Source organism: Aminobacter sp. P9b (genome assembly GCF_045345995.1).
GTDB lineage: Bacteria > Pseudomonadota > Alphaproteobacteria > Rhizobiales > Rhizobiaceae > Aminobacter > Aminobacter niigataensis.
In genome coordinates, this window is sequence record NZ_CP150082.1 from 565803 (window position 1) to 585606 (window position 19804).

A 19804-nucleotide genomic window follows, 5' to 3' on the forward strand; every position below is an offset into this window, starting at 1 on the left:
AAGCTTCAGTCGTCGTCCGGCATCAAGCCGGTCGTCCGCATGCCTTCGATCATGGTGGCACCCTCCAGACGCACGACCGTCAGCGCCCGCGAACCGGTGCGCTCATGCACGAGATCGGCCAGTTCGCGCGAATGCGTCACCACCCAGACCTGCGTCCGCTCGGCGGCGCGGGCGATCATGTCGGCCAACGACGGCAGCATGCGCACATGCAGGCTCGCTTCCGGCTCGTTGAGCGCGATCAGTCGTGGCAGGCGGTAGGACATCAGCGCACCTGCCAGCGCCAGGAACCGGATCTGCCCATCGGACAGTTCCTGCGGGCGGAACACCCGCTGCGGAAACTCCGGCAGCACAAGCCCGAAGGTCGCCGTTTCGCCCGGCACCGGAACATCTAGCAGCGCCCCGCCAAGCGCCTCGGCGATGCAGCGGTCGAGATCGACGGTATCTTCCCTGATGTGCCGCAGCGTCGCCAAGACGGCGGCGAGATTGGCGCCATCCTCGTCAAGCATCGGCGCCGTCGTCGCCAGCGCCGGGCGGCGCACCAACGAATCCGCGTCGGTGCGAAAGCCATGATAGAAGCGCCAGCCGGCAACCGCTGCACGCAGGTCGCCGACCTCGGGATAGCGTCCGGCTCCGCCCAGCAGCGCAAGCGCAGTTTCAGAATTGAGGACGCGTTCGGTGTGTTCGACCCGGCGTCCGTCGTCGTCGCGGGCAAACACCGCCGGCCCCTTGCGCGTCATCATCTCGACCGGACGGCGTCCGGCCTCGACGATGAGGGTCTCTTCCTTGACGTGCGGCTCGAAGGCAAAGCCGGCCGAAACCGGTGGCGGCAGGCCGATCTCGACCTTGTAAGTGTATTTCGCCGCCGTTTCGTCGTCGACGAACTCGGCATCGATGATGACGCGGACCGGCTGGCCGGCACGCCTTTTGCCCGACCACAGCGCCGAGCCCATCCCGCCCTCGCCCGCGATTTCGCGCGCCAGCGTTCCCTCGGCCGATGCCTTGATGAGTTGCAGCGAGCGATAGAGGTTGGATTTGCCCACCCCGTTCTCGCCGACGAAGACACTGACTTGGCCGATGTCGAGCCGGATCGACCGCAGCGAGCGGTAGCCTGCGGCCGAAAAGGATGTCAGCCGCATCGACCGACCTTCCGCAAAAAGAGCTCAGCCCTTCGACATGTCCTGGGCAATGGCCAGCCTGAGCAGTTCGGCAAGCTCGCGCGCCGCACGGTTTTCGGCGTCGCGCTCGGCCCGCATCCGCGCGAATTCCTGGCGTGGCCGGTCGAACGATGCCGAGACGTTGCGCTTGCCCGAAGTGATGCGCTTGCCGGTCTTGATGTCGGTGATGACATAGGTGCCGGTCAGCGTCACCGCACCCGCGGTCGGCTCGTCATCCTTGCTGGTGACTGCGGCCAGCAGCGAGGACTCTGTGAGCGCCGCGACCGCCAGATCCATCGTGTAGGGCGCTGCGGCCTGCTGGCCCGCCCCGCCATTGAACATGAAGATCAGGTGGTTGCGGACTTCCTGGCCGTAGCGGGTGTTGACCGGCTTGATGTTGATCGAGGCCAGTTGCGTCGCCGTGCCGGCTTCGACGCCTGCCGACGCCGGGCCGTCCGAATAGAGGGGACGCACCGTGCAGGCAGACGCCAGTGCAAGCGCGGCCAGGAGGGCCAGACGTGCAGCAACGCGCACCGAACCGGCAGAATTTCGCGCATCAGGCAACGACATTGACGATCCTCTGCGGCACAACGATCACCTTGCGCGGCGACTTTCCATCCAGCGCCTTCTGCACTGCTTCCAGTGCCAGCGCCGCTTTTTCGACGGTCAATTGATCTGCGTCGCGGGCGATTGTCAAATCGGCTCGTTTCTTGCCGTTGATCTGCACCGGATAGGTGATTTCGTTGTCGACGATGAGGGCGGGATCGAATTTCGGCCACGACCGGTCGGCGACCATGCCCTCGCCCCCGAGCACCACCCAGCACTCCTCGGCCAGGTGCGGCATCATCGGTGCGATCATCACGATCAGGATGTCGACCGCCTCGCGCAAGGCCGAAACCATCTCCGTTGATGCCTTGCCGGCAGCAGCGTCGGCCATGGGCCCCTGCAGCGTGTTGGACAGCTCGTAGATACGCGCCACCGCCTTGTTGAAGGCGAGCTTGCCGATGTCTTCGCCTACAGCCTTCAGCGCCTTGTGCGCTGCCTTCGACACGACGGCTGCATCGCCTTCCGCCGATGCCTTGGCTTCGGCATTCGCCAGCGCGTCGGCTGACTCGGAGATCAGACGCCAGACGCGCTGCACGAAGCGATGCGCGCCCTCGACGCCGGCTTCGGTCCAGATCACGTCGCGCTCGGGCGGCGAATCCGACAGCATGAACCAGCGCGCCGTGTCGGCACCGTAGCTGGCGATGATGTCGTCGGGGTCGACCACGTTCTTCTTCGACTTCGACATCTTCTCGATCGAGCCGATCTCGATCGGCGTGCCGTCGGAGAGCAGCGAAGCGCGGCGCTTGCCGTCAGCTTCCTCGATCTTGATCTCGACGGGCGTCACCCAGCCGTTCGGCCCCTTGTAGGTCTCGTGAACGACCATGCCTTGCGTAAACAGGCCCTTGAATGGCTCGGCAATGTTCAGGTGGCCTGCCTCGCGCATCGCGCGGGTGAAGAAGCGCGAATAGAGCAGGTGCAGGATCGCATGCTCGATGCCGCCGATATACTGGTCGACCGGCAGCCATTCATTGGCGGCCTTCGGATCGGTCGGCTCGTTCTCCCAAGGTGCGGTGAAGCGCGCGAAATACCACGACGAATCGACGAAGGTGTCCATCGTGTCGGTCTCCCGGCGCGCATCCTTGCCGCATTTCGGGCAAGCGACGTGGCGCCAGGTCGGGTGACGATCGAGCGGGTTGCCCGGACGGTCGAACTCGACGTCGTCGGGCAGCTTGACCGGCAGGTCGGCCTTCGGCACCGCCACCACGCCGCAATCGTCGCAGTGGATCATCGGGATCGGGCAGCCCCAGTAGCGCTGGCGCGAAATGCCCCAGTCGCGCAGGCGGAACTGCACCTTGCGCTCGCCCATCGGCCGGTTGCCGATCGAGATTTGCTCCAGACGGTTGGCGACGTCGTTGAACGCATCCGTCGGCTTCATGCCGTCGAGGAAGCGCGAATTGATCATCACGCCGTCGTCGGTATAGGCCTCCTCGGTGACCTGGAAGGTCGCGGCATCGCCGCCTTCCGGCATCACCACCGGCACCACGGGCAGGCCATACTTGTTGGCGAAGTCTAGGTCGCGCTGGTCACCCGACGGACAGCCGAAGATGGCACCGGTGCCGTATTCCATCAGCACGAAATTGGCGACATAGACCGGCAGCGTCCAGTTCTCGTCGAACGGATGGACGACGCGGATGCCGGTGTCCATGCCCTTCTTCTCGGCGGTCTCGAGCGCAGCCACCGACGTGCCCATGCGGCGCACGTCTTCCATGAAGGCAGCGAGCTCGGGCTTGTTTTCGGCAGCCTTCTTGGCCAGCGGGTGATCGGCCGAGATCGCCATGAACGAGGCGCCGAAGATGGTGTCGGGCCGCGTCGTGTAGACTGCGAGTTCGCTCTCGCCCGCAGGTGCGGTGCCGGCCGCCAGCGGCCAGCGGATCAGCAGCCCTTCCGAGCGGCCGATCCAGTTGCGCTGCATCAGCTTGACCTTCTCGGGCCACTCATCGAGGCCTTCCAGCGCATCCGACAGGTCCTGAGCGAAGTCGGTGATCTTGAAGAACCACTGCGTCAGCTCGCGCTGTTCGACCAGCGCGCCCGAACGCCAGCCGCGCCCGTCGATCACCTGCTCGTTGGCGAGCACGGTCATGTCCTCGGGGTCCCAGTTGACCTTGGACGACTTGCGCGTCACTAGGCCCTTCTCGACGAAGTCGATGAACAGCATCTGCTGGCGGTGGTAGTAGTCGACGTCGCAGGTCGCGAACTCGCGGCTCCAGTCGAGGGACAGGCCCATCGACTTCAGCTGCGTCCGCATCGTGTCGATGTTCTGGTAGGTCCAGGCCTTGGGGTGGACCTTGTTCTGCATCGCGGCGTTTTCCGCCGGCATGCCGAAGGCGTCCCAGCCCATAGGATGCAGCACGTTGCAGCCCATGGCCCGGCGATAGCGCGCGACGACGTCGCCCATCGTGTAGTTGCGGACATGGCCCATGTGGATGCGCCCCGACGGATAGGGGAACATCTCGAGCACGTAATATTTCGGCCGCGGATCGTCGTTCTTCGTCTCGAAGAGTTTTGCCTCGCCCCAGGCCTTCTGCCATTTGGGTTCGGATGCGCGCGGATTGTATCGTTCGGTTGCCATCGGATGTTTTTCACTTAAAAGCGTGCGTGGACCGGGGCGAAAACCCGCGGTTCAGGAAATCGTTGCCGGGTGTTCACCATGGATTCCCGGACCCGTCAACTCCGGCAGGCCGGGGGCGGGCAAAAAGCAGCAGGGCCAAAGTATGAAAAGCTCGGTCGAACAACTCACCCTGGTGAAGCATAAGATAGGTGCGGCCGAGCGCGAGGCCAACCGGCCGGACGGCTCCGCCACGCTCGTGGCCGTGTCCAAGACGTTCGACGCCGAGCACATCCGCCCTGTCATCGAAGCCGGCCAGCGCGCCTTCGGCGAAAACCGCGTCCAAGAAGCGCAGGGCAAGTGGCCTGAACTGAAGGCCGAGTTCCCCGACATCGAACTGCATCTCATCGGCCCCCTCCAGTCCAACAAGGCCAAGGAGGCCGTCGTCCTGTTCGACGTCATCGAGACGGTCGACCGCGAGAAGATCGCAGCGGAGCTTGCCAAGGAAATCGAACGCCAGGGCCGCGCGCCAAGACTCTATGTCCAGGTCAACACCGGCTCCGAGCCGCAGAAGGCCGGCATCGAACCGCGCGAGGCCGTTGCCTTCGTCAAGCGCTGCCGCGAGGTCCACGCCCTCGCCATCGAAGGGCTGATGTGCATCCCGCCAGCCGACGAGAATCCCGGACCGCATTTCGCGCTGCTGGAAAAACTGGCGCGCGAAGCTGGTGTCGAAAAGCTGTCTATGGGCATGTCGGGCGACTATGAACTTGCGGTTGCATTCGGCGCCACCAGCGTCCGGGTCGGCTCGGCGATCTTCGGCAGCCGGTAGGACGGCAATTCAGGAGTCCGTTGAACCGGTCGGTATCTTGCACTATATTCTGGCTAGCCAAGCTAGCTAGGTGATGACCATGAACTGGCATCTGCAGGACGCCAAGAACAATTTCTCCAAGCTCGTCCAACGTGCCCGCAACGAGGGACCGCAGACAGTGACGGTGCGGGGCGAGCCGGCTGTAGTGGTGCTTTCGACGGAAGAGTACGAAAAGCTTGCGGGCAAGCGGAAATCGATTGCTGAATACCTGCTGACCGGTCCAACTTGGGACGAAGAGTTTGCAGCGGAGGTCGAGCGTCGTCCAGACAACATGATCCGCGATATCGAGCTATGATATGTACCTGCTCGATACGAACATTGTCTCCGATGTCCAAAGGCGGCTTCCAAAGCCCACGGATTGGCTTGCCACGATCGACCCGTATTCGGTCAACTTGAGCGTCATCACCATAGGTGAGATCGAACGCGGCATCATCAAGCTGCAGCAGCAGGACGCAGAACGGGCAAGACGCCTGGAACTATGGTTGCGCAAATTGCGCCACGACAACGAAAAACGAATTCTCCCGATAACCGAGGAGGTTGCGCTGACTTGGGGCCGGCTGACTGCCGGACGGACAAGAGGCAGCGCCGACTCGCTCATTGCCGCCACGGCGCTGGCTCACGATCTCGTTCTTGTGACACGAAACGTCGCCGATTTCGACGGCATCAGCGTTCCGCTGCTTAACCCCTGGACCCTGTAGACTGACTCGCGGGCCTGCCTGGACAGAACGGGATAGAACGGGCCATAGTCCGCGCATGTACAAAAGGCCGGAGCTTGCGCCCCGGCCCTCTTCAAGCAATTTCGCAGTGGCCTATTCGGCTGCGACGATCTTGCCGCCTTCCCACTTGAACAGCGAGAAGCTCGGCGAGGTCAGGTCGCCGCTCTCGCCGTAGGTCAGGTTGCCGATGGCGGTGGCGATCGGCTCGCCCGACTTGAGCGCCGCGGCAACTGCTGCCGTGTCGTCGGCCTTGCCAGCCTTCTCGATGCCGGCCTTGAGCACTTCGACGGCCGCATAGGCGTTGAGCGTAAAGGCTTCCGGCGGGATGCCCTTGCCTTCGAGAACCTTGACGGCGTCGGCTGAAGCCGGGTTCTTCAGCGCGTCGGACGCGTTGGTGAACAGCGTGCCGGCCGCAGCCTCGTTGCCGATGGCCCAAAACTCGGTGTTGGAGAGTCCTTCGCCGCCGATGATGACGGCATTAACGCCGCCGTCCTTCAGCTGGCGGGCCAGAAGACCGCCTTCGGGGTGATAGCCGCCGAAGTAGATCACGTCGACATTGTCCGCCTTGATGCGCGTGACGAGGGCCGAAAGGTCCTTCTCACCCGGGGTCAGCGAGTTCTGCTGCACTTCCTTCAGGCCGCCGGCGTTGATCGCCGCCCTGAAGGCATCCGCCAGGCCCTTGCCGTAAGTGCCCTTGTCGTCGATGACCGCGACGCGCTTGTCCTTCATGTTCTTGAGGACATAGGCGGCGGCGACTTCGGCCTGCTGGTCGTCGCGGCCGCAGGTGCGCAGCACGTTGGTCAGGCCACGGGTGGTGAGATCAGGCGCGGTCGCAGTCGGAGTCACCATCAGGATGCCGTTTTCGGCAAACACGTCCGAAGCAGGGATCGCGACGCCCGAAGTCACCGGACCGACCACATACTGCACGCTTTCGCCGACCAGCAGGTTGGCGGCCGAAACGCCCTGCTTGGGATCGCCCGCATCGTCGGCGAGCTTCAGAATGACCTTCTCGCCGAGGATGCCGCCCTTCTCGTTGATGGCATCGACAGCCGCCTGGGCGCCGTTCTTGACCTGTGCGCCATAGGCCGCGACCGGACCGGTCAGCGGCGCAACAAGGCCAATGGTGATGTCGGCGCGTGCTGCAGAGCCAAAGGCAAGCAAAGCAGCGAGCGAGACGCCAGCTAGGATCTTCATGTTCATCGTAACTCTCCCTTTAACCCGCAAGCCTCGAGGGCACAGCGGAAGTTCTTGTGGCGGAATACCCGTCCCGGGACCTGCTTGCAATCAGCCCAGTGGCCACATCGCCCGCGATTGATTTGTGCCAGCCTCTGTCACAGGCCACCGGCAGCGACGAAACCACGCGTCAGAAGTAGCGCCGCACCCGCGGATGCCGGCTCAGCGAGCCCGGCCTGTAGCGAGGACTGTAGCCGTCGAAGCGCTGCTCGATATCGACGCACAGCCTGTCGACATCGACCTCCTTGCCTTGAATGGAGCGCGCTCCCGGCAGCCAGAAGACACCCAGACCCGTGCGCTCGTCATGCGCGAGGCCAAGCACCTTTCCCTCGAGCTCGACTGCGATGGGAAAATCGAGGCCGGACAAGCTGCGCAGCCTCTCCAGCATCCAGCCGAGACTGAGCTTGGCCAGGTTGTCGTCGTCGTCATAGCCGCCACCGATGTCGGAATGCACGCCCGGGAACCAGCATTGTTCGACAACCTGGCCCGACGCCCTGGCGTCGGCATCGACCTCGTCCCAAGGCACCAGAGCGAACGCCTTGCGGTTTTCGTCGATGGAGAGCGCATGCAAGCCCACGGGCACGCGTACCGACAGTTCGTTGTCGTGGAACGCGTGCTTGTAGGGGTTCACCATGTTCATGATGCCAGGCAGCCCGAGCGCGCGGACCGTGTCGAACACGCCGATCACATCGGGAACGACGGGTACTGCACCGTATCTGGCGCCAAAGTCGGAACCGGCCTTCTGCCGCTCGGATTTGTCCCTGATCTTGTAGGCGCTGACGGCTTCGTCGGCGATGGCCCTTCGCCGCTTTGCACCGGCGCCCTCCTTGTCCCGCGATATCGGCCCGCCGCGATCTGTGGTCGCGATCCCGCATGTCGCCAGCGCGCCGCCAAGGCAGCGCACCGTGTAGGCGCCGCGGGAAAAGCCGAAGAGCCCGATCTTCATGCCGGGCTGCCAATCCAACATCAGCGCTTCATAGCAATCGACGATGTTTGCGGTGATACCCCAGCCGGTGGCCTTGCTCCAGAGATTGCGCAGGGTGCGCGTCCAGTTCCACTCACCTGCTTCCGGCGCGCCGAGCCCGGCATCGTAGAAGGCGCGGATGCCCGGCCTGCCGTCGATGGCCGAGTACATCTGGAAGACATTGGTATTCTTGAACTGGCGATCGCCGACCTGCTCGATCTCGTCGGCCCGGACGCCGCGCTGCCCGGTGCCGTCGGAAAAGATCAGAACCCAAGCGCCGCTTGCCTGAGACATGCCGCCTCCCGCCGACTGTCGCTCCACCGACGGCGGATACTAGCATGCGACACACGCCCGCCTGCGCACAATTGGCCGCGCAAGGTTAACCGGCAGTCCGCCTAGTGCATGAGGAACTCGCCATCCACCTTGCGCCACTCGTTGGGCGCGATCAGCTTGCGATGGGTGTAGTGCACCGAATGCAGCGGGCCGTCGAGCTTGGCCCGCCAGAACTCGATGAAGCCGAACAGGATTGGGAATTTCGGCGCCAGGTCGTAGTCCTGCCAGATATATGTCTGCAGCACGTGCGGATGGTCAGGCAGATGGTAGAGAATTTCAGCTGTCGTCAGGCCGTAGCCCTTCAGCATCAGTTCCAGTTCAGAAGTGTCGCGCATCGCAAGCCTTCCGTGTCGAACAACTCCTCCACGGCATGAGTCTGCGCCGCGGTCGTTAACCGTCCACTAAAATGAACGTGATCCGCCCGTGATAAGTTCCAAGAAATCAGCCGTTTAGCACTCGACCGCGGCCATTGCTGATAGCTATATAGCGGCGGCGATTTGCCGCTGCGGAATGTGTCGAGGCAAATCCAATGTCTAATATTGTGACGCACTGCAAATTGATAATAATGCGCGCCAACGTGCGGCCCTGAGGTCGCCGTCCGCAGGCCATCAGGGGCCGTCGGATCGCATCCGGGAGGAAGGGAAAGAAATGTCCGAAGTCCGTGTCCACCGCATCCAGCCGGCGTGGAAGAAGAATGCGCTCATCGACAACGACACCTACCTGAAATGGTATGGCGAGAGCGTCAAGAACCCCGACAAGTTCTGGGGCAAGCACGGCAAGCGGATCGACTGGTTCAAGCCCTACACCAAGGTCAAGAACACTTCCTTCGAGGGCAAGGTCTCGATCAAGTGGTTCGAAGACGGCCTGACCAACGTCTCCTACAACTGCATCGACCGCCATCTGAAGAAGCGCGGCAACCAGACCGCCATCATCTGGGAAGGCGACAACCCTTACGACGACAAGAAGATCACCTACAACGAGCTCTACGAGCACGTTTGCCGCCTCGCCAACGTCATGAAGAAGCACGGCGTCAAGAAAGGTGACCGCGTCACCATCTACATGCCGATGATCCCCGAGGCAGCCTATGCGATGCTCGCCTGCACGCGCATCGGCGCCATCCATTCGATCGTCTTCGGCGGCTTCTCGCCCGACGCTCTGGCCGGCCGCATCGTCGACTGCGAATCGACCTTCGTCATCACCGCCGACGAAGGTCTGCGCGGCGGCAAGGCGATCCCGCTCAAGGAAAACACCGACAAGGCGATCGACATTGCCGCCAAGAACCACGTCATGGTCAAGGACGTGCTGGTCGTGCGCCGCACCGGCGGCAAGATCGGCTGGGCTCCGGGCCGCGACCGCTGGTACCACGACGAAGTCCGCTCGGTGAAGGCCGAGTGCAAGCCCGAGAAGATGAAGGCCGAGGATCCGCTGTTCATCCTCTACACCTCCGGCTCGACCGGCAAGCCCAAGGGCGTGCTGCACACGACCGGCGGCTATCTCGTCTATGCCGCGATGACCCACCAGTATGTCTTCGACTATCATGACGGCGACATCTACTGGTGCACGGCCGATGTCGGCTGGGTCACCGGCCACAGCTACATCGTCTATGGTCCGCTCGCCAACGGCGCCACCACGCTGATGTTCGAGGGCGTGCCCAACTATCCCTCCGCTTCGCGCTTCTGGGATGTCGTCGACAAGCACAAGGTCAACATCTTTTACACCGCGCCCACCGCCATCCGCGCGCTGATGGGTGCGGGCGACGACCACGTGAAGACATCCTCGCGCAAGTCGCTGCGCGTGCTGGGTTCGGTCGGCGAGCCGATCAACCCCGAAGCCTGGGAGTGGTACTACAACGTCGTCGGCGACAAGAAGGTGCCGATCGTCGACACCTGGTGGCAGACCGAGACCGGCGGCATCCTGATCACGCCGCTGCCTGGCGCCACCGACCTCAAGCCGGGCTCCGCGACGCGGCCGTTCTTCGGCGTGGTCCCCGAGCTGGTGGACAATGAAGGCAAGCTGCTCGAAGGCGCTGCCGACGGCAATCTGTGCATCGCCGATTCCTGGCCGGGCCAGATGCGCACCGTCTATGGCGACCACGAGCGCTTCATCCAGACCTATTTCGCCACCTACAAGGGCAAGTACTTCACCGGCGACGGCTGCCGCCGCGACGCAGACGGCTACTACTGGATCACCGGCCGCGTCGATGACGTCATCAACGTCTCCGGCCACCGCATGGGCACGGCGGAAGTCGAGTCGGCACTGGTCAGCCACGACAAGGTCTCGGAAGCCGCCGTGGTCGGCTACCCCCACGACATCAAGGGCCAGGGCATCTACAGCTATGTCACGCTGATGTCCGGCATCGAGGCCACCGAGGACCTGCGCAAGGAGCTCGTCGCCCACGTCCGCAAGGAGATCGGCGCCATCGCCTCGCCCGACAAGATCCAGTTCGCGCCTGGCCTGCCCAAGACGCGCTCCGGCAAGATCATGCGCCGCATCCTGCGCAAGATCGCCGAGGACGATTTCGGCGCATTGGGCGACACCTCGACGCTGGCCGATCCGGCCGTCGTCGACGATCTCGTTGCCAACCGCCAGAACAAGCGCGCCTGAACGGACCCATCCCCTCGCGCCACCGGTGCGAGGGGAGCCGGCCTGCAAGTGCGACTAGATCGATGGTCGCACTTGCGCAAACTGCGAAAAGACCCCACCTTGCTATTCGTGTTCAACGAACTGAAAGGAGGTGATCCGATGTCGAGTGATTTCGTTTTCCTGAACGTGGCCTCTACGGATTGCCTTCTCGGGAAGCAGCCTTCCTGAGCGATGCATGACGTGCGGCAGGTGATGCCCCAGGCATTGCCGCTGACGGCCGCGCCACGGACGAAACACGGAAAGGCCGCGTCTTCGCAAGAAGCGCGGCCTTTTTGATTCCTGGAGATCGCGCCTATTTGGTCAGCGACAGCCGTTCGATGTTGCGGGCGATGGTTTGGAAGGCATCGTCGAGTTCCTTGCCCGTCGAGACTTCGAAATAACGCTTCAAGGTTGCGGTATCCGGCGTCGCGCAGTTCTTGAGCACGGCCTTGGCTGCATTCCTTTCGGATTTCGAGGTATCCTTGTTGTCGAGATCGAAGCCGATGGTGAAAACCTCGATGCCGTCCTTCTTCATGTTGGCGCAGATGCTTTCGGCGTAGCTTCCGGACTTGGCCGACTGGCCGCCCTGGGCCTTCCCGGACACGCCTGCGAAGGCGGTGTTGAACAGGCCGTCGGTCATCAGGATCGCAACCTTCGCGATCTTCTTGGCATCGTGGTCAGCTGGGCCCGCACCGATGTTCGCATCCTTGATGGCGGTACGCCATTTGGGCGAAAGCATGTAATAGCCCCATTGCGCAGCGATGCCGCCTGCTGTCACCCCGTTCGCCCTGAAACCGTCGATCGCGGTCGTCAGCTTCGCCATATCGGCGGTTAGCGGTATCAGCTTCGCCGAGGGGCAAGACCCCACCCGGTCGTCGCGATTGACCCTGGCGAGGTAGATCTCGCCCTTGTTGTTCTCGCGCTCGGTATAGGGTCCGTCATCGCTGAAGTCGGCGGCTCCGTCCTTGTCCTTGCGCTCGGTGGCGCAACCGTCGCCACCGCTGCTGGCGGACACGGCCTGAACGGCATCGATCGGCGGCGGCAGGTCCGACTTGCCCGGCTTCTCGACGAAGACGGCATCCGAAAGCCCGCCGGTGTTGACCGCCTCGGCATAGGGAACCAGCGCAATGCGTATGCGCGGCTTGTCGGCGTCCTGGCCGGTTAGAAGGATGCTGACGGCGTTCTGGGCGGCCGTCTTCAGGTCCTTGATCTTCTGCCCGCCCATGGAGCCGGTGACATCGAGCATCATCGCAACTTCGATGCGCTTGTCGGAATAGAGGGACGCGGTCGTTGCCGAAACGCGCTGGCGATTGGCCGTACCGAAGAGCGGGAAGAAGATGTCGACGTCGATCTCGGCGGTCGCCTCGACCGTGCCCGCCAGCTTGTCGACGGTCACACTGCGCAGCACCACCTTCTCGCCCGGCGCCAGCAGGTTCGCGGCGTTGACCTCGAGGAGCGTCCGGACGGAGGAGTCCGCATCTTCCGGCTTGATCCTCCCTGTCGTCAGGTCGCGGGCCGTCGACGTCACCGCAGCATCGACCGCCAGCGACAGGCTGGATTTGACATTGGAAAGCTGGACGATGTTGAGCCCGAACCCGGCAGCCATGGCCAGCAACGGAATCGTCACGCCGCCCAGGACGGCAAAATTGCCCCGACGATCCCCGGCCAGGCGAAGTGCCGTCCGTCCCACCTTCCGAAATTGCAACATGTCCCGTCCCGCCATTCGATTGCCTCTGGCGAAGGGCGTTGCAGGAAACTGGCCGTGTCGGCCTTCTACCGGTCCTAACTGACCGGCGCATCGACAAGTTATTGAATTCGCGAGATTTCAGCTGGCATCAACGTAAATGAAGCGTAAACACAGCCGCGGGATGCGCGACTTCTTCACCATTCGCTAACCATGATGCATTGCGATTTCCAAGGCCGGTTGCGAACTGTTCCGTTTCGGTGCGTCGGAGGTGTCCCAAAATCTGCCAGTGACCACCAACATACCCATCGGCGACAGTCATAGGTCAGGGAGGCTGATGCCAATCGGCCTACCTCCTCGGCTCGCCGCTGACCGGATCGATCTTGATTTCAACCTTGGCTTTATCAGACGTGTAATAAACCACGTCATAATAGCCTTCACTCTCCCAATCGATCTCGGAGATGTAGTGGAACTGATCGCGCTGCTCGATCTTGGCGATGATCTCGGACAGCTTGAGCGAATTCTGCGGCGGCACCGCCGGATCCTTGGTCTGGGCGTGCGCCGGCATGGCGGCAAGCAATACAGCAAGCACGAGTCCCGAAATCATCTTGGTCATAGCAGCTCCTTGCGCAATTCTTGGGAAAACGAACGGCTCACGACTTCCGTTCCATCGCTGCCAGCAAGGTACACACGAGCCTAATTGCCGTCAGAAGTCGCTGGTCAGCCCCTTGATTTCCCAGTCGCCGTAGCGCCCGGGCTCCTTGCCGCCGCGGCCGCCGATCTCGCGCGGCAGCTTCGCCTCCTGCGCCCTGTAGGCTTCGCGGCGTGCCTCGGCTTCAGCCAAGGCGCGTTTGGCAGCCGGCGAAAGCTCCTTCGGCGCCGGCTGCTCCGGCTCGATTTGCGGCATGGCGTCGTTCATGGGATTCCTCGGAAATGATTGAAACGCACCCTCGTCTCTCCCATCATATAGCGAAGCGCGCAGCCGGGATCGACCCTGGCGCGTACGGAAAAGGACGGAGCGGACGATGAACATGATGCGGACGGCGATGCTTCTGGCGACCATGACGGCGCTGTTCATGGGCGTCGGCTACCTGATCGGCGGTTCGGGCGGCATGACCATCGCGTTCCTGATCGCGGCGGGCATGAACCTGTTCAGCTACTGGAACTCCGACAAGATGGTTCTGCGCATGAACCACGCCGTCGAGGTCGACGAGCGCAACGCGCCGGAATACTACGCCATCGTGCGCGGGCTTGCCGCCAATGCCGGCCTGCCGATGCCGAAGGTCTACCTGATCGACAATCCGCAGCCCAACGCCTTTGCCACCGGCCGCAATCCTGAAAATGCCGCCGTCGCCGCCACCACCGGCCTGTTGCAGCGCCTCAGCCACGAAGAGGTCGCGGCCGTGATGGCGCACGAACTCGCCCACGTCGAGAACCGCGACACGCTGATCATGACGATCACCGCGACGATTGCCGGCGCGATCTCGATGCTCGGCAACTTCGCCTTCTTCTTCGGCGGCAACCGCGACAACAACAATCCGCTCGGCTTCATCGGCGTGCTGGTGGCGATGATCGTCGCCCCCTTCGCCGCCATGCTGGTGCAGATGGCGATCAGCCGAACGCGCGAATATTCGGCCGACCGTCGCGGCGCCGAGATCTGCGGCAACCCGCTTTGGCTCGCCTCCGCACTTGACAAGATCGCCCGCAACGTCGAACGCATCCACAACCCCGAAGCCGAGCGCAATCCTGCCATGGCTCCCCTCTTCATCATCAATCCTCTATCCGGCGAGCGCATGGACAATCTCTTTTCGACCCACCCCAATACCGAAAACCGCATCGCCGCCCTTCAGGCGATGGCGAATGAGGGTGTCAGTCGTCCTGCATCGCGCACGGCACCACAGCAACCGACCGCCCAGCGCACCGCTCCTTCCAGCCAGCAGGGCCCGTGGGGCGGTCGCCCCTCCGAGGAGGCGGCACCCGAGCAGCCGCGCCCGTCCGGCCCATGGGGCCGCAATCCGACCGGGCCGAAAGGCCCGAGGTCGTGAGCGCCGACCAGCGCGACCCCAAGCGCAACCGCGCACGCACCGGCGACAGCAAGGGTAACCGGCCATCCATCGTCCCCGATGTCCCCGGCATCGCCGCGCGCATGGCCGCCGCGCGCCTGCTTGCCGCCACAATTGACGCCAGGACGCCGCTCGACGGCTTGACCGATCACGAGCACGGCCATCCGCAGTTCCGGGCGCTGGACCTGCGCGACCGCGGTCTCGTCCGCGCCATCCTCGCCACGGCGCTGCGCTATCGTGTCACCATCGCCAAGCTGCTCGCGCGGCGCTTGGAGAAGCCGCTCCCGGCCAACGCCACGGTGCTCTCCCATATCCTGCATGTCGCGGCGGCCCAGATCCTGTTCCTCGACATCCCCGACAGCGCTGCCGTCGACCTCGCTGTCACCCACGCCAAGGCGGACCCGCGCACCGTGCGTTTTTCAGGCCTGGTCAACGGCGTGCTACGCACCCTTGCCCGTGCCAAGGATGCCGAGCTTCCCGAGATGCTGGCGGCGACAAACGACGCCCCGGGCTGGTTCGTCGAGCGGCTGACCGCAGCCTATGGCGCGGACGAAGCTCAAAAGATTCTCGCAGCGCATCGCATCGAAGCACCTGTCGACTTCTCCATCAAGGCCGATGCCTCGAAATGGGCCGAGCAGTTGGGCGGCATAGTCCTGTCCACCGGCTCGGTGCGCATCGAGCGCCTCGCCGGTCCGGTCGCCGAATTGCCCGGTTTCGCTGAAGGCGCCTGGTGGGTCCAGGACGCCGCCGCAGCGCTCCCGGCAAAGCTGTTTGGCGATGTCGCCGGCCAGCGCATCGCCGACCTGTGCGCCGCTCCCGGCGGCAAGACCGCCCAGCTCGTGCTCACCGGTGCCAAGGTCACTGCGGTCGAAGCCTCGAAGAACCGCCTCGCTCGCCTTGCCGGCAATCTCGAGCGCCTTGGCCTCGACGCCGACAAGGTCAATGCCGACATTCTCGCCTACGAGCCGGAGGAATTGTTCGACGCCGCGCTGCTCGACGCGCCGTGCTCGTCGACCGGCACCGTGCGCCGTCACCCCGACGTGTTGTGGACGAAATCACCTGATGACATCACCAAGCTCGCCGGCGTGCAGCGCGGCCTGCTCGACCGCGCGGTGAAGCTGGTGAAGCCGGGTGGCCGGATCGTCTTTTCCAACTGCTCGCTTGATCCCGAGGAAGGCGAGGCGCTCGTCGCCGGCTTCCTCGCCGATCACAAGGGCAAGGTCGAACTCGATCCGATTCGCGTCGGCGAGGTCGCCGGTATCGACGATTTCGTCACTGCCGCAGGATATTTGCGTACCACGCCGGCAGGCCTCGACCTCGGCAATCCCGCCGTCTCCGGCCTCGACGGCTTCTTTGCCGCGCGCTTCCGTCGTCTCGCCTGATCCACGCATTTACCAAAAATTCACCCTCGCGCCCGCCATTGAAACAACCTAATTTGAACCATGACGTGGGTTGCGTCGGGAGGGCTTTTGTCGATTACGGCGGACAACACGACGCGCCTGTGGACGCTCGTCGCCAAGGAGTTCTGGCGCAAGGCACGCCGGCGTTTGCGCGCCGGCCCGGCCTATCGCTGGCGCTACTCCGGGCGCACGCCCGAACGCGTGCTCATTGCGCCGCCCGACCTGCGTCTCGCCGATCCCCAGATCGCACTTGAGATTTACTATGGCCGCTTTCCGCTGTCCGGCCATCTGGTCGAAACAGGCGGCCAGTCGCCCTTCCTCGTCGACGTTCCCAATCGCGGCTGGCAACGCAGCCTGCACGGTTTCCGCTGGCTGCGCCACATGCGCGCTGCCGGCACTGAACTCGCCGCGGCGAACGCGCGGGCGCTCGTCTCCGACTGGATCGCCATGCATGGCAACCGCATTTCAGGCGTCGCCTGGGAGCCGGCGACCACCGCCAAGCGCATCATCGCCTGGCTGCAGCATTCCTCGGTAGTGCTCCAGGGCGCCGAATTCGCCTTCTACCGGTCCTTCCTGCGCTCGCTGGCGATGCAGATTCGTTACCTCCGGTCGATGGCGCGCGAAATGCCCGCCGGCAAGGACCGGCTGAGAGCCCGCATAGCGCTTGCCTTCGCCGCCCTTTCCCTGCCAGCACCGGTCTCGGCGCTGCGCTCGGCCACGCGCAGTCTCGCCGAAGAACTCGACCGCCAGATCCTGCCCGACGGCGGTCATGTCTCGCGCAACCCCATGGCGGTGCTGGAGATCCTCGCCGACCTCCTGCCGCTGCGCCACACCTATGCCAATCAGGCCGAACAGCCGCCCTTGGCGCTGATCAATGCTGTCGAGCGCATGCTGCCAGCGCTGCGCTTCTTCCGCCACCAGGACGGCAGCCTCGCGCGCTTCAATGGCATGGGCGCCACCATCCACGACCGCATCGCCGCGATCCTGCGCCACGACGACACCGCCGGCTCGCCGCCGCTGCATGCCACCCATTCCGGCTACGAGCGCCTGGCCATGGGCGGCACGACGGTCATTGCCGACACCGGCACGGCCCCGCCCATCGACGTGTCGAACCACGCCCATGCCGGCTGCCTGTCCTTCGAGATGTCGTCGGGCCGGCAGCACTACATCGTCAACGCCGGCGTCGACACCTATGGCATCGCCGAACTGAGGCCGCTGGCGCGCGCCACCGCCGCGCATTCGACAGTGACGATCAACGACACCTCGTCGGCGAGTTTCGCCCATTCGCAGCGCGTCAGCGGCCTGCTCGGCAGCCCGCTGTTCGGCGGCCCCAAGTCGGTGCCCACCCAGCGCCTCGACAAGCCCGGCATCCATGGCTTTGTCGCCAGCCACGACGGCTACGCCCAGCGCTTCGGGCTCCATCATGAGCGCGAGCTCAGCCTGTCGGCCGGCGGCAGCATCCTGTCGGGTTGCGACCGCCTGCTTCGCGCCGGCAAGGCGCCAATCAAGAACGACGGCCGCGATCTCGTTGCCGTGCGTTTCCACGTCCACCCCGACGTCCAGCTGTTCCGTGACCAGAAGGAGCGGCTGGTGCTGACCGGCCCGGATATCGACACCTGGGTCTTCATCTCCCCGGACATTCCTGCCGAGGTCGAGGAATCGATCTATTTCGCCGGTCTCGGCGGGCCCCGCCGCTCGCGCCAGATCGTGCTGTCGTTCAAGGCTTCGGAAGTCTCCGAGGTGCACTGGCAATTCTCCCGAACTCGCATCATCAGCCGCCTCGAAAACTGAGCGAAAGGCGCTGCGCGCCTTGATTTCCAAGCGTCATATGGTACGCCGCCCTAGTGCATGACCCCGAAAATCGGTAACGATTTTCGGAAAGGATCATGCACCAATTAATTTGCTACAGCGTCCTTTGCGCGTCCCAAAAGACGCGCGGCGCTGTAGTCGCGTCTCTCATCCAGCCGTGAAAGGCCCCCTCGCCATGGCCGTCGTATCCAAGAAGATCCCCGCTCCCGATCTGGTGCCGATCCGCCGCGCCCTGCTGTCGGTTTCCGACAAGACCGGCCTGATCGAATTCGCCAAGTGCCTCGCCAATGTCGGCGTCGAACTCGTGTCGACGGGCGGCACGGCCAAGAGCATCGCAGCCGAAGGGATCGCAGTCCGCGACGTCTCCGAACTGACCGGCTTTCCCGAGATCATGGACGGTCGCGTCAAGACGCTGCATCCATCGGTCCACGGCGCGCTGCTCGGCGTTCGCGACGATCCCGAGCACGCTGCCGCCATGGCCGAACACGGCATCGAGCCGATCGACCTTGTGGTGGTCAATCTTTACCCGTTCGAAGAGGTCCGCGATTCCGGCGCCCACTACGCCTCGATCGTCGAGAACATCGACATCGGCGGTCCGGCCATGGTCCGCGCCTCGGCCAAGAACCACGCCTATGTCGCCATCGTCACCGATCCGGCCGACTACAAGGACGTGCTCGACTCCATCGTCGCCAACAATGGCTGCCTGTCCTACGAGGCGCGCAAGAAGCTCGCCGCCAAGGCATTCGCCCGCACCGCCGCCTATGACGCCGCGATCTCCGGCTGGTTTGCCGAAGCGCTCGAAATCGACACGCCCGACTGGCGCGCATTCGGCGGCAAGCTGCAGAGCGTCATGCGCTACGGCGAGAACCCGCACCAGTCGGCCGGATTCTACCTGACCGGCGACAAGCGCCCCGGCGTTGCGACCGCAACCCAGCTGCAGGGCAAGCAGCTCTCCTACAACAACATCAACGACACCGATGCCGCTTTCGAGCTCGCCGGCGAGTTCGATCCGGTGCGCACCGCAGCGGTGGCCATCATCAAGCACGCCAACCCGTGCGGCGTCGCCGAAGGTGCCTCTCTTGCCGAGGCCTATGCCAAGGCGCTGGCCTGCGACCCGGTCTCCGCCTTCGGCGGCATCGTCGCGATGAACCGCATCCTCGATGCCGAAGCGGCCGACGAGATCGTCAAGATCTTCACGGAGGTCATCATCGCGCCCGACGCCACGCCGGAAGCCCAGGCCATCGTCGCCGCCAAGAAGAACCTGCGCCTGCTGGTGACGGGCGGCCTGCCCGATCCCGATCGCGCCGGCCTTTCGGTCAAGTCGGTTGCCGGCGGCCTGCTCGTCCAGTCGCGCGACAACGCCATCGTCGACGCCCTCGACCTCAACGTCGTCACCAAGCGCCAGCCGACCCAGCGCGAGATCGAGGATATGAAGTTCGCCTTCCGTGTCGCCAAGCACGTCAAGTCGAACGCCATCGTATATGCCCGCGACCTTGCCACCGTCGGCATCGGCGCCGGCCAGATGAGCCGGGTCGATTCCTCCCGCATCGCCGCGCGCAAGGCCCTCGACGCGGCAGAGGCTGCCGGCCTCGCCGAGCCTCTGACCAGGGGCTCTGTCGTTGCCTCCGACGCCTTCTTCCCCTTCGCCGACGGACTGCTGTCAGCCGTCGAGGCAGGCGCCACCGCCGTCATCCAGCCGGGCGGCTCGATGCGCGACGAAGATGTCATCGCCGCGGCCGACGAGCACGGCATCGCCATGATCTTCACCGGCGTCAGGCATTTCAGGCACTGAGGCAACGTTCCTTCT

The 19804-nt window shown here is 64.1% G+C and carries 17 protein-coding genes; 8 read left to right on the plus strand and 9 right to left on the minus strand.

Going from position 1 to position 19804, the window contains the following annotated elements; genetic code table 11:
• Positions 1-5: 5 nt before the first annotated feature.
• Genes WHT83_RS02870 through leuS form a run of 3 tightly spaced genes read right to left on the minus strand, consistent with a single transcriptional unit; the run spans position 6 to position 4329 of the window.
• Positions 6-1136, minus strand: coding sequence for an AAA family ATPase (locus tag WHT83_RS02870; RefSeq protein WP_406872915.1), 1131 nt, complete (start codon positions 1134-1136; stop codon positions 6-8).
• 24 nt (positions 1137-1160) lie between these two features.
• Positions 1161-1724, minus strand: a complete 564-nt coding sequence (lptE, locus tag WHT83_RS02875; RefSeq protein ID WP_406872916.1) for an LPS assembly lipoprotein LptE — start codon at positions 1722-1724, stop codon at positions 1161-1163.
• The gene (leuS, locus tag WHT83_RS02880) at positions 1711-4329 is read right to left on the minus strand and encodes a leucine--tRNA ligase (RefSeq protein WP_406872917.1); all 2619 of its coding nucleotides are present in this window, start codon (positions 4327-4329) and stop codon (positions 1711-1713) included. The genes lptE and leuS overlap by 14 nt, the downstream gene beginning before the upstream one ends.
• Positions 4330-4471: 142 nt before the next feature.
• Between leuS and WHT83_RS02885 the strand changes: the two genes are divergently transcribed.
• The 3 genes from WHT83_RS02885 (at position 4472) to WHT83_RS02895 (ending at position 5871) form a co-directional block, all read left to right on the plus strand.
• On the plus strand, positions 4472-5134 hold the full coding sequence (locus tag WHT83_RS02885) for a YggS family pyridoxal phosphate-dependent enzyme (protein WP_108606380.1): 663 nt from the start codon (positions 4472-4474) through the stop codon (positions 5132-5134).
• Between the two features lie 79 nt (positions 5135-5213).
• The gene (locus WHT83_RS02890) at positions 5214-5468 is read left to right on the plus strand and encodes a type II toxin-antitoxin system Phd/YefM family antitoxin (protein ID WP_108609662.1); all 255 of its coding nucleotides are present in this window, start codon (positions 5214-5216) and stop codon (positions 5466-5468) included.
• 1 nt (position 5469) lies between these two features.
• Positions 5470-5871 carry a type II toxin-antitoxin system VapC family toxin gene (locus WHT83_RS02895; RefSeq protein ID WP_108606379.1) on the plus strand — a complete coding sequence of 134 codons (402 nt, stop codon included), beginning with the start codon at positions 5470-5472 and terminating at the stop codon, positions 5869-5871.
• A gap of 111 nt (positions 5872-5982) precedes the next feature.
• On the opposite strand, the gene WHT83_RS02900 is transcribed toward WHT83_RS02895, so the two are convergent.
• The 3 genes from WHT83_RS02900 to WHT83_RS02910 form a co-directional block, all read right to left on the minus strand.
• The gene (locus WHT83_RS02900) at positions 5983-7083 is read right to left on the minus strand and encodes a branched-chain amino acid ABC transporter substrate-binding protein (protein WP_406873915.1); all 1101 of its coding nucleotides are present in this window, start codon (positions 7081-7083) and stop codon (positions 5983-5985) included.
• A 169-nt stretch (positions 7084-7252) separates the two neighbouring features.
• Complete coding sequence (locus WHT83_RS02905; protein WP_406872918.1) at positions 7253-8380, minus strand: phospholipase effector Tle1 domain-containing protein; 1128 nt, start codon at positions 8378-8380, stop codon at positions 7253-7255.
• Positions 8381-8481: 101 nt separating this feature from the next.
• Positions 8482-8754: an usg protein gene (locus WHT83_RS02910; protein ID WP_055974952.1), complete on the minus strand. Its 273-nt coding sequence runs from the start codon at positions 8752-8754 to the stop codon at positions 8482-8484.
• Between the two features lie 313 nt (positions 8755-9067).
• On the opposite strand from WHT83_RS02910, the gene acs reads away from it, so the two are divergent.
• A complete protein-coding gene (gene acs, locus WHT83_RS02915; RefSeq protein ID WP_183262816.1) occupies positions 9068-11023 on the plus strand; it encodes an acetate--CoA ligase in 1956 nt (651 codons plus the stop codon).
• A gap of 331 nt (positions 11024-11354) precedes the next feature.
• Here acs and WHT83_RS02920 read toward each other — a convergent pair whose 3' ends face one another.
• The 3 genes from WHT83_RS02920 to WHT83_RS02930 all read right to left on the minus strand — a co-directional run bounded on the left by WHT83_RS02920 (position 11355) and on the right by WHT83_RS02930 (position 13644).
• Positions 11355-12749: a hypothetical protein gene (locus tag WHT83_RS02920; protein ID WP_406872919.1), complete on the minus strand. Its 1395-nt coding sequence runs from the start codon at positions 12747-12749 to the stop codon at positions 11355-11357.
• 325 nt (positions 12750-13074) lie between these two features.
• Positions 13075-13341 (minus strand): PepSY domain-containing protein, encoded by a 267-nt coding sequence (locus tag WHT83_RS02925; RefSeq protein ID WP_183262818.1) that lies wholly within the window; start codon positions 13339-13341, stop codon positions 13075-13077.
• 90 nt (positions 13342-13431) lie between these two features.
• Positions 13432-13644: a DUF1674 domain-containing protein gene (locus WHT83_RS02930; protein WP_108606372.1), complete on the minus strand. Its 213-nt coding sequence runs from the start codon at positions 13642-13644 to the stop codon at positions 13432-13434.
• A gap of 106 nt (positions 13645-13750) precedes the next feature.
• On the opposite strand from WHT83_RS02930, the gene htpX reads away from it, so the two are divergent.
• The 4 genes from htpX to purH all read left to right on the plus strand — a co-directional run bounded on the left by htpX (position 13751) and on the right by purH (position 19789).
• Positions 13751-14770, plus strand: a complete 1020-nt coding sequence (gene htpX / locus WHT83_RS02935; protein WP_406872920.1) for a zinc metalloprotease HtpX — start codon at positions 13751-13753, stop codon at positions 14768-14770.
• Positions 14767-16170: an RsmB/NOP family class I SAM-dependent RNA methyltransferase gene (locus WHT83_RS02940; protein ID WP_406872921.1), complete on the plus strand. Its 1404-nt coding sequence runs from the start codon at positions 14767-14769 to the stop codon at positions 16168-16170. The genes htpX and WHT83_RS02940 overlap by 4 nt, the downstream gene beginning before the upstream one ends.
• An 87-nt stretch (positions 16171-16257) precedes the next feature.
• On the plus strand, positions 16258-17979 hold the full coding sequence (locus WHT83_RS02945; RefSeq protein ID WP_108606369.1) for a heparinase II/III family protein: 1722 nt from the start codon (positions 16258-16260) through the stop codon (positions 17977-17979).
• 193 nt (positions 17980-18172) lie between these two features.
• Positions 18173-19789, plus strand: coding sequence for a bifunctional phosphoribosylaminoimidazolecarboxamide formyltransferase/IMP cyclohydrolase (purH, locus tag WHT83_RS02950; RefSeq protein ID WP_406872922.1), 1617 nt, complete (start codon positions 18173-18175; stop codon positions 19787-19789).
• The last annotated feature ends 15 nt before the right edge of the window (positions 19790-19804 follow it).

Excerpts from the sequence above, each read along its gene's own strand:
- WHT83_RS02870 (WP_406872915.1), bottom strand. The coding sequence starts at position 1,136 with ATGCGGCTGACATCCTTTTCGGCCGCAGGCTACCGCTCGCTGCGGTCG.
- lptE (WP_406872916.1), bottom strand. The coding sequence starts at position 1,724 with ATGTCGTTGCCTGATGCGCGAAATTCTGCCGGTTCGGTGCGCGTTGCT.
- leuS (WP_406872917.1), bottom strand. The coding sequence starts at position 4,329 with ATGGCAACCGAACGATACAATCCGCGCGCATCCGAACCCAAATGGCAG.
- WHT83_RS02885 (WP_108606380.1), top strand. The coding sequence starts at position 4,472 with ATGAAAAGCTCGGTCGAACAACTCACCCTGGTGAAGCATAAGATAGGT.
- WHT83_RS02890 (WP_108609662.1), top strand. The coding sequence starts at position 5,214 with ATGAACTGGCATCTGCAGGACGCCAAGAACAATTTCTCCAAGCTCGTC.
- WHT83_RS02895 (WP_108606379.1), top strand. The coding sequence starts at position 5,470 with ATGTACCTGCTCGATACGAACATTGTCTCCGATGTCCAAAGGCGGCTT.
- WHT83_RS02900 (WP_406873915.1), bottom strand. The coding sequence starts at position 7,083 with ATGAAGATCCTAGCTGGCGTCTCGCTCGCTGCTTTGCTTGCCTTTGGC.
- WHT83_RS02905 (WP_406872918.1), bottom strand. The coding sequence starts at position 8,380 with ATGTCTCAGGCAAGCGGCGCTTGGGTTCTGATCTTTTCCGACGGCACC.
- WHT83_RS02910 (WP_055974952.1), bottom strand. The coding sequence starts at position 8,754 with ATGCGCGACACTTCTGAACTGGAACTGATGCTGAAGGGCTACGGCCTG.
- acs (WP_183262816.1), top strand. The coding sequence starts at position 9,068 with ATGTCCGAAGTCCGTGTCCACCGCATCCAGCCGGCGTGGAAGAAGAAT.
- WHT83_RS02920 (WP_406872919.1), bottom strand. The coding sequence starts at position 12,749 with ATGTTGCAATTTCGGAAGGTGGGACGGACGGCACTTCGCCTGGCCGGG.
- WHT83_RS02925 (WP_183262818.1), bottom strand. The coding sequence starts at position 13,341 with ATGACCAAGATGATTTCGGGACTCGTGCTTGCTGTATTGCTTGCCGCC.
- WHT83_RS02930 (WP_108606372.1), bottom strand. The coding sequence starts at position 13,644 with ATGAACGACGCCATGCCGCAAATCGAGCCGGAGCAGCCGGCGCCGAAG.
- htpX (WP_406872920.1), top strand. The coding sequence starts at position 13,751 with ATGAACATGATGCGGACGGCGATGCTTCTGGCGACCATGACGGCGCTG.
- purH (WP_406872922.1), top strand. The coding sequence starts at position 18,173 with ATGGCCGTCGTATCCAAGAAGATCCCCGCTCCCGATCTGGTGCCGATC.